A 9,781-nucleotide genomic window follows, 5' to 3' on the forward strand; every position below is an offset into this window, starting at 1 on the left:
CCTAATTTCTGTCGGGCGACAGAAACAACCCTGAGGCCGAGAAACCGGAGGCAGGCGATGGCGACAGCGACCACGTACGGAGCCCGGGCGCACGCCCGCGCCCAGGAGGGCACCCGTGCCGAAGCGATGCCGGTCGTACCGGCCGCCGACTGGCCCGACCCGCCCTGCGAGGCGGGCCACCTGGTGTGGGCCGAGACGGTGGCGGGCGGCAACTACACGCACCGCGTCCTGGCCCGTGGTACCGAGCTGCGCCTGACCGACCCGATCGGCGACGCCTGCGCCCATCTCCTGCTCTACGCCGACGGCCGCCCCTGGGAGCGGCTGAACGTCGCCGACACGGTCAAGGTCCAGTGGAACGCCTACCTCGGCGAGGGCGTACTGCTCCTCTCCGACCAGGGCCGGGTGCTGGCCTCGGTGGTCGCCGACACCTCCGGCCGGCACGACGCGCTGTGCGGCACCTCCACCCTCGTCCGCAACACCGACCGCTACGGCGACGGCACCCCGCAGTCGCCCTCCCCCGCCGGCCGCGAGCTGTTCAAGCTGGCGGCCGCCAAGAACGGTCTGGAACCGCGCGACCTCCCGCCGTCCCTGTCGTTCTTCCAGGGCGTGGAGGTGCGCGACGACGGCACGCTGGACTTCACCGGCTCGGCCGGCCCCGGCGGCAGCGTCACGCTCCGCGCCGAGCAGGACCTGACCGTACTGATCGCCAACGTCCCGCACCCGGCCGACCCGCGCCCCGACTACGTCAGCACCCCTCTTGAGGTCCTGGCCTGGCGCGCCGCCCCCACCCCACCCGGCGACCCCCTCTGGGACGCCACCCCCGAAGGCCGCCGCGCCTTCCTCAACACCGCCGGATTCCTCGCCGCGAGGGGGCTCGCATGAGCACGAGCACGCAGACCGCCGTCGTCCCGGCCCGCGCCGCCTGGTCCTCCGTGATCCGCGAGGGCGACACGCTCACCATCACCGACCTGCACGGCAACCAGGCCGTCGACTTCCTCGTCTACGACGCCCACGACACGTCCGTCCGCTACAGCGCCCCCGACACCGTCCACGCCCAGGGCACCCTCTTCCTCACCACCGGCAGTGTGCTGCTCTCCAACGAGCACACCCCGCTCATGACCGTCGTCGAGGACGAGGTCGGCCGGCACGACACGGTGGGCGGCGCCTGCTCCAAGGAGTCCAACACCCTGCGCTACGGCCACCACACCTGGTCCCAGCACGCCTGCGTGGACAACTTCCTGGCGGAGGGCGCCAGGCACGGCCTCGGCAAGCGCGACCTGGTCTCCAACATCAACTGGTACATGAACGTGCCCGTCGAGAAGGACGGCACCCTCGGCATCGTCGACGGCATCTCGGCTCCCGGCCTGAAACTGACCCTGCGTGCCGAACGGGACGTCCTCGTCCTGGTCTCCAACTGCCCCCAGATCAACAACCCGTGCAACGGCTTCGAGCCCACGGCCGTGCAGATGACGATCACCGGAGCCGCGGGATGACCTTCGACACCCTGCTGGTCGCCAACCGCGGCGAGATCGCCGTCCGCGTCATCCGCACCGCCCGCGAACTGGGCCTGCGCACGGTCGCCGTCTACTCCGACCCCGACCGCTCGGCACCGCATGTACGCCTCGCCGACGAGGCGGTCCGGCTCGGCCCGGCGCCCGCGAAGGAGTCGTACCTCGACGCCGACCTGGTCCTGAAGGCCGCCAAGGACACCGGCGCGGGCGCGATCCACCCCGGGTACGGCTTCCTGTCCGAGGACGCCGGGTTCGCCCGGCGCTGCGAGGAGGCCGGGATCGTGTTCGTCGGCCCGGCCCCGGAGCAACTGGAGCTGTTCGGCGCCAAGCACACGGCACGGGCTGCGGCGCAGGCGGCCGGAGTGCCCCTCGCACCGGGGACCGGGCTCCTCCCCAGCCTGGACGTGGCCCTGGTCGAGGCCTCCGCCATCGGCTATCCCGTCATGCTCAAAGCCACCGGTGGTGGCGGCGGTATCGGTATGTCGGCATGTCGGTCCGCCGATGAACTGTCCGAGGCCTGGGAACGCGTCCAGCGGGTCGCCGCCGCCTCCTTCTCCTCCGCCGGAGTCTTCCTGGAACGCCTCGTCGAGCACGCCCGCCATGTCGAGGTCCAGGTCTTCGGGGACGGCGCGGGCAGGGTGGTCACCTTCGGCGACCGGGACTGCTCGCTGCAGCGCCGCAACCAGAAGGTGGTGGAGGAGGCCCCGGCTCCCGGCCTGCCTTCCCATGTACGCACGCAACTCGCCGACTCTGCCCGTGACTTGTGCGCGTCGGTCGGCTACCGCTCGGCGGGCACGGTCGAGTTCGTGTACGACGCGGCCCGCGAGGAGGCCTACTTCCTGGAGGTCAACACCCGTCTCCAGGTGGAACATCCGGTCACCGAGGAGATCTACGGCGTCGATCTGGTCGCCTGGATGCTGCGCCTCGCACAGGGCGAGACCGACGTCGTCCGCGACCCGGGCGAACCCCGCGGTCACGCAGTCGAGGCCCGCGTCTACGCCGAGGACCCCTCCCGCGAACACCGGCCCAGCGCAGGCCTGTTGACCCGCGTGGAGTTCCCGCAGGGGGTGCGGGTCGACGGCTGGGTGGAGTCGGGCACCGAGGTGACCACGTCGTACGACCCGATGCTCGCGAAAGTGATCGCGTACGGCCCCGACCGAGCCCAGGCGCTGCGCAGGCTGGACGAGGCGCTCGCCGGCACCCGCGTGGACGGCATCGAGACCAACCTGGGCCTGGTGCGCGCCGCGCTCGCCGAACCGGCCTTCCGCACCGCTGCCCACTCCACGGCGACCCTGGCCACCGTCACCGACCCCACCCCCCGGATCGAGGTCGTCTCCGCCGGCACGCTCACCACCGTCCAGGACTGGCCGGGCCGTACCGGCTACTGGCAGGTCGGCGTACCCCCGTGCGGTCCGATGGACGACCGCTCCTTCCGGCTCGGCAACCGCGCCCTGGGCAACCCGGAGGGCGCGCCCGGCCTCGAATGCACCCTGCAGGGACCGTCCCTGCGCTTCACCCACGCCACGACCGTCTGCGTCACCGGCGCCCCGGCCCCGGTGACACTCGACGGCATGCGGATCGCGCAGTGGGAGCCGGTGACGGTCCCGGCGGGCGGGCTGCTGGAGATCGGCGCCCCTTCCGAGCACGGTCTGCGCACCTACGTCCTCTTCGCCGGCGGCGGCCTGGACGTCCCCGCCTTCCTCGGCAGCGCGAGCACCTTCACCCTGGGCCGCTTCGGCGGCCACGGCGGCAGGGCGCTGCGAACGGGCGACGTCCTGCACGGCGGAGCCGTGACCGAGGGCGAACCGGTCGCCGAACGCCCACGGTTCACCGCCTCCTGGCAGCTCGCGGCCGTGGAAGGCCCGCATGCCGCCCCGGAGTTCTTCACCGAGGACGACATCCGGGACTTCTACGCGGCCGAGTGGAAGGTGCACTTCAACTCCGCCCGCACCGGGGTCCGCCTGGTCGGCCCCAAGCCGCGCTGGGCGCGCACCGACGGCGGCGAGGCCGGCCTGCACCCGTCCAACATCCACGACACCCCGTACTCGGTGGGCGCCGTCGACTACACCGGCGACATGCCGGTCCTGCTCGGCCCCGACGGCCCCTCCCTCGGCGGCTTCGTATGCCCGGCGACCGTCCTGAGCGGCGAGCGCTGGAAGCTGGGCCAGCTCCGCCCCGGCGACACGGTCCGCTTCACCCCGGTCGACGTGACGGGCGCGCCCCGCCCCGAGATCCTCGACGGCGGCGTCCTGGCCCGCGACGGGGACGTGACCTACCGCCGCAGCGGAGACGACAACCTGCTGGTCGAGTTCGGCCCGATGCAGCTCGACCTGGCCCTCCGGATGCGCGTCCACGCACTGATGGAGGCGGTGACGGCGGCGGACCTGCCCGGGGTCACGGACCTCACCCCCGGCATCCGCTCCCTGCAGATCCGGACGGACCCGGCCGCCCTCCCCCAGTCCGGACTCCTGGCCGCCGTAAGGGAGATCGTCACCGCTCTCCCGCCCACCGACGAACTCGTCGTCCCCTCCCGCACGGTCCACCTCCCCCTCTCCTGGGACGACCCGGCGACCCGTGAGGCGATCGCCCGCTATATGGCGGGCGTCCGCGACGACGCCCCCTGGTGTCCGTGGAACATCGAGTTCATCCGCCGGATCAACGGCCTCGCCTCGGTCGAGGACGTCTACCGCACGGTCTTCGACGCGGAGTACCTGGTCCTCGGCCTGGGCGACGTGTACCTGGGCGCCCCGGTCGCCACCCCGCTCGACCCGCGCCACCGCCTGGTCACGACGAAGTACAACCCGGCCCGTACCTGGACCGCCGAGAACTCCGTCGGCATCGGCGGCGCCTACCTGTGCATCTACGGCATGGAGGGGCCGGGCGGCTACCAGTTCGTGGGCCGTACGACCCAGGTGTGGTCGGGATGGCAGCAGCGCGGGGCGTTCGAGCCGGGCTCGCCGTGGCTGCTGCGCTTCTTCGACCGGATCAGGTGGTACCCGGTGACGGCGGACGAACTCCTGGACCTGCGCGCCGACATCACCTCCGGCCGGTTCGTGCCGCGGATCGAGGAAGGGACCTTCTCACTGGCCGGGTACGAGTCCTTCCTCGCCGAACACGCCGAGCCGATCGCCTCGTTCAGGACCCGGCAGCAGGCGGCCTTCGCGGCGGAGCGCGACGCGTGGGAGGCGGCGGGCGAGTTCGCGAGGGCGGACGCGGCCACGGCCCCGGCCGCGCCGCCGGCCGAGGTGGCGGTCCCGCCGGGCGGCCGCCTGATAGAGGCCGAGTTCGCCGCATCCGTGTGGCAGTTGAACGTACGGCCCGGCGACGAGGTGACCACCGGCCAGCCCCTGATCGCCCTGGAGGCGATGAAGATGGAGTCCAGGGTGCACGCGCCGATGACCGGCGTGGTGACGGAGATCCTGGCAAGGCCCGGCGACCAGGTGGAGGCGGGGACGGCACTGCTCGTCCTGGCGCCGACCGCGAACTGACCGACAGGAGCAAGACCATGTCCAGCACCCTCTCCCGTGTCCGTGCCGCCTACGCACGCATCGAAGCGGTCGACCGGCCCGAGATCTGGATCGACCTGCGCCCGCGGGAGGAGGTCGAGACGGAGGCCCGTGCGGTCGACGAGCGCGTGGCGTCGGGCGAGCGGCTCCCGCTGGCCGGGCGCCTGTTCGCCGCCAAGGGCAACATCGACGTACGGGGGCTGCCGACGACGGCGGGCTGCCCGGCGTACGCCTACGAACCGGAGGCCGACGCCCCGGTGGTGGCCCGGCTGCGCGCGGCCGGCGCCATCGCCCTCGGCACGACCAACCTCGACCAGTTCGCGACGGGCCTGGTGGGCACCCGCTCCCCGTACGGCGCGGTACGCGGCGCGATCGACCCGGCCAGGATCAGCGGCGGTTCCAGTTCCGGTTCGGCCGTCGCCGTGGCCCTGGGGATCGTCGACCTCGCCCTCGGCACGGACACCGCGGGCTCGGGCCGGATCCCGGCGGCCTTCAACGGCATCGTCGGCCTGAAGCCGACCCGGGGCCTGGTGCCGACGGACGGTGTCGTCCCGGCGTCCGCGTCGATCGACTGCGTGACGGTGTTCGCCCGCACGCTCGCGGAGGCGGAGCAGGCACTGTGCCGTGTCGCATACCCCCCGGCCCGTCCCCTCCCGCCCCTCCCCCAGCGTCCCCCGGGCCCCTGGCGCATCGCCGTCCCGCCCCTGTCCCAGCTCGGCGAACTGGACGAGGGCTGGGCGGAGGCCTACGAGGCGGCGGTGGCCCGCCTGATCGCCGCGGGCGCCTCGATCCGCCCTCTCGACCTCACCCCCTTCACCGAGGCGGCGGCCATGCTCTACGAGGGGGCGTTCGTGGCCGAGCGCTACACGGCGGTGGGCCCCTTCATCGACAAGTTGATCTCATCCGGCGGCGAGGGCCTGGACCCCACGGTCGCCGGCATCATCACCCGGGCCCGCGACATCCCGGCGCACCGGCTCTTCTCGGACCAGGACCGCCTGACGGACCTGCGCACCCGTGCCCTGGCCGCACTGGGAGACGCGGACGCCGTCCTGCTCCCCACCGCCCCGGGCCACCCCACTCTCGCCGAGGTGGCGGCCGACCCCCTGGGCGCCAACGCCCGCCTGGGCCGCTTCACCAACTCCACGAACCTCTTCGACCTGGCCGCGGTGGCGGTCCCGGCGGGCGAGGTGAACGGCCTCCCGTTCGGCGTGATGCTGGTCGGCCCCGCCTTCACGGACGAACGCCTGGCGACGATCGCCCGCTCACTGGAACCGAGGGTGAGCCTGGCGGTACTGGGCGCCCACCTGACGGGCCAGCCCCTGAACCCGCAGCTCCTGGCGCTGGGGGCGGTACTGGAACGGACCACGACGACGGCACCGACGTACCGCTTCCACGCGCTGCGGACGACCCCGCCGAAGCCGGGTCTGGTCCACGTGGGCGAGGGCGGGGCGGCGATCGAGGCGGAGGTGTGGAGCCTCCCGCCCGAGGGCCTGGGCCGCCTGCTCGCCACGCTCCCCCACCCGATGACACTGGGCAGCGTGGACCTGGCGGACGGCACGAGCGTCCCCGGCTTCCTGTGCGAACCGAGTGCTTTGAAGGGCGCCGAGGACATCACACGGTACGGAGGCTGGCGCGACTACTTGAAGGAGGCCTGAGACCGGCGCCCCTTCCTTTTTTGGGGGCGCGGGGCCGGGTCGATCTGCGGCTACCGCCGCGCGGGCGCGACCAGCCACAACCCACCCGCACCCGCCGCCGCACCCGTCACCCCACCGACGAGTAGGCCACAACCCCCCGCAGCACCAGATCAACGGCCTTGCGCGCGGTCTTCCCCACGGTCGAGCCGTCCACAGGAGAAGCCGCCGAGATCTGACCAAGTACGTCGATCACCTGCTTGCACCACCGCACGAAGTCCCCGGCCGGCATCTCCGCCTCGCGCAGCACCTCGTCCAGCCCCATGCCGGAGGCCCACATGTACGCGGCCCAGGCGAAGCCGAGGTCCGGTTCGCGCTGCCCGACCCCCTCGGTCTGCGTGATCCGGAACTCCTCCTCGAGGGCGTCCAGCCGCCCCCAGATCCGGACCATCTCACCGAGCGCGGCCTTGGCGTTCCCGGACGGCAGCTTCGGGGCCATCGCGTCGTCCCCGACCCGGGCCTCGTACACCAGCGCCGAGACGCAGGCGGCGAGTTCGGCGGGTCCCAGCCCTTCCCAGACTCCGGCGCGCAGGCATTCGCTGGCGAGCAGGTCGAGTTCGCCGTACAGCCGGGCCAGCCGCTTGCCGTGCTCGGTGACCTCGTCGCCGCGCAGGTAGTCCAGTTCGGTCAACAGGGCCACGATCCGGTCGAAGGTGCGGGCGATGGTGTTGGTCCGCCCCTCGATGCGCCGCTCCAGCTGCGAGGTGTCCCGCATCAGCCGGTGGTAGCGCTCGGCCCAACGGGCGTGGTCCTCACGGTCGTTGCACCCGTGACAGGGATGTGCCCGGATCGCGGTGCGCAGCCGTGCGATCTCGCGGTCGTCGGCCGCCTGGGACCGCTTCTTGCGGGCCCGCTCCGGCGGGATGTGTCCGGCCTTGGTGCGCAGCGCGGAGGCGAGGTCCCGACGGGACTGCGGGGAGCGGGGGTTGAAGGACTTGGGGATCCGCATCCGCTCCAACGCCTCCACGGGTACCGGGAAGTCTATGGAGGCGAGCCGCTTGACCTGCCGTTCGGCGGTCAGCACCAGCGGCCGCGGCCCGTCGTGCTGCTCGAAGCCGCGGTGGCCGTTGGACCGCCCGGCGGGCAGCCCGGGGTCCAGCACGAGCGCCAGACCAGCGTACTTGCCGGTCGGGACGTGGATGACATCGCCCGGCTTGAGCTTCTCCAGTGCCACGGCCGCCTCGGCGCGCCGCTCGGATGCGCCCTGCCTCGCCAGTTCGGTCTCCCGGTCCTTCAAATCCCGCCGCAGCCGCGCGTACTCGTCGAAGTCGCCGAGGTGGCAGGTCATGGACTCCTTGTAGCCGGCGAGTCCTTCCTCGTTGCGCTGGACCTGGCGGGAGATCCCGACGACCGACTTGTCGGCCTGGAACTGCGCGAACGACGTCTCCAGCAGTTCGCGGGAGCGGTGCCGCCCGAACTGGTCGACGAGGTTGACCGCCATGTTGTACGACGGCTTGAAGCTGGACCGCAGCGGATAGGTGCGGGTGCCTGCGAGGCCGGCGAGGTGCTCGGGGCTCATCCCGCGCTGCCACAGCACCACGGCGTGGCCCTCGACGTCGATGCCCCGCCGGCCGGCCCGGCCGGTCAGCTGGGTGTACTCGCCCGGGGTGATGTCGGCGTGCTGCTCGCCGTTCCACTTGACGAGCTTCTCCAGCACCACGGAGCGTGCGGGCATGTTGATGCCGAGGGCGAGGGTCTCGGTGGCGAACACGGCCTTGACCAGGCCGCGTACGAAGAGTTCCTCGACGACTTCCTTGAACGTCGGCAGCATGCCCGCGTGGTGGGCGGCGATGCCGCGCTCCAGGCCTTCGAGCCACTCGTAGTAGCCGAGGACGTGCAGGTCCTCGGGCGGGATCGACGAGGTGCGTTCCTCGACGATCGCGCGCACCTTTTCCCGGGCCTCGTCGTCGTTGAGCCGGAGTCCCGCGTACAGGCACTGCTGTACGGCGGCCTCGCAGGCGGCGCGGCTGAAGATGAAGGTGATGGCGGGCAGCAGGCCCTCGTTGTCGAGCCGTTCGATGACTTCGGGGCGGCCCGGTGTCCACACCCGGGACCGCTGCCTGCGCTCACGCTCCCGGTCGGCCTCGCGCATGGCGCGGCCGCGTCTGCGGTCCTGGTACGACGGACGCTGTGCCTCCATCCGGGCCAGCCGGGCGAGGTCGGGGTTGACGGCCTTCTTGTGGCCCTCGCCCTCCTCGAAGAGGTCGTACATCCGGCGTCCGGCGAGTACGTGCTGGAACAGCGGGACGGGCCGGTGTTCGGAGACGATGACCTCGGTGTCGCCGCGGACGGTGTCGAGCCAGTCGCCGAACTCCTCGGCGTTGGAGACGGTGGCGGACAGGGACACCAGGGTCACGGACTCCGGGAGGTGGATGATCACCTCTTCCCAGACGGCGCCGCGGAAGCGGTCGGAGAGGTAGTGGACCTCGTCCATGACCACATAGCCGAGGCCGATGAGGGTCTGGGAGCCCGCGTACAGCATGTTCCGCAGGACCTCGGTGGTCATGACGACCACGGCGGCGTCCGGGTTGATGCTGTTGTCGCCGGTGAGGAGGCCGACCATGCCGTCGCCGTAGCGGCGGCAGAGGTCGGCGTACTTCTGGTTCGACAGCGCCTTGATGGGTGTCGTGTAGAAGCACTTCTTGCCCTGCATGAGGGCGAGGTGGACGGCGAACTCGCCCACGATCGTCTTGCCGGAGCCGGTGGGGGCGGCCACCAGAACGCCCTTTCCGGCTTCGAGCGCCTGGCAGGCCTCGATCTGGAAGGGGTCGAGGCCGAAGTCGTACATCTCGCGGAAAGACGCGAGCGCGGTGGCCTGCTCGGCGGCCCGCCTGCGGGCCGCCGCATACCGCTCGGCCGGTGAGAGGTCCTCTGTCATCGTGCTTTCGAGCGTACCGGTCCCCACTGACAACAGGACGATCATTATCCGGAAGATGGGACGACGGACGACAAAGAGGTGGGCGCGGGGGGGGGGGCGGGCGCCGCGGGGTGGCGGGGTGTCCGGGGAGGGCGCGTGGGGCGAGCGGGGGAGCCGGGCCGGGCCGGCCGCGGGCCGCGCGCGGGGGGCGGGGGC

At 72.2% G+C, this 9,781-nt stretch carries 5 protein-coding genes; 4 read left to right on the forward strand and 1 reads right to left on the reverse strand.

The features are described 5' to 3' along the window. The first annotated feature begins 57 nt into the window (after positions 1–57). Genes ACIRR9_RS20790 through atzF form a run of 4 tightly spaced genes read left to right on the forward strand, consistent with a single transcriptional unit; the run spans position 58 to position 6,672 of the window. Positions 58–882: an urea amidolyase associated protein UAAP1 gene (locus ACIRR9_RS20790; protein ID WP_403753698.1), complete on the forward strand. Its 825-nt coding sequence runs from the start codon at positions 58–60 to the stop codon at positions 880–882. Beyond that, a complete protein-coding gene (locus ACIRR9_RS20795; protein ID WP_365344019.1) occupies positions 879–1,493 on the forward strand; it encodes an urea amidolyase associated protein UAAP2 in 615 nt (204 codons plus the stop codon). Before ACIRR9_RS20790 ends, ACIRR9_RS20795 begins: the two co-directional genes overlap by 4 nt. Beyond that, positions 1,490–4,999, forward strand: coding sequence for a 5-oxoprolinase/urea amidolyase family protein (locus ACIRR9_RS20800; protein ID WP_403753701.1), 3,510 nt, complete (start codon positions 1,490–1,492; stop codon positions 4,997–4,999). The genes ACIRR9_RS20795 and ACIRR9_RS20800 overlap by 4 nt, the downstream gene beginning before the upstream one ends. Positions 5,000–5,016: 17 nt before the next feature. After that, positions 5,017–6,672, forward strand: coding sequence for an allophanate hydrolase (gene atzF, locus ACIRR9_RS20805; RefSeq protein ID WP_403753704.1), 1,656 nt, complete (start codon positions 5,017–5,019; stop codon positions 6,670–6,672). 106 nt (positions 6,673–6,778) lie between these two features. Here the strand turns inward: atzF and ACIRR9_RS20810 are convergent, their stop codons facing one another. Next, positions 6,779–9,631, reverse strand: coding sequence for a DEAD/DEAH box helicase (locus ACIRR9_RS20810; RefSeq protein WP_403259613.1), 2,853 nt, complete (start codon positions 9,629–9,631; stop codon positions 6,779–6,781). Positions 9,632–9,781: the final 150 nt, after the last annotated feature.

The organism is Streptomyces sp. NPDC101234 (assembly GCF_044767525.1).
GTDB lineage: Bacteria > Actinomycetota > Actinomycetes > Streptomycetales > Streptomycetaceae > Streptomyces > Streptomyces sasae.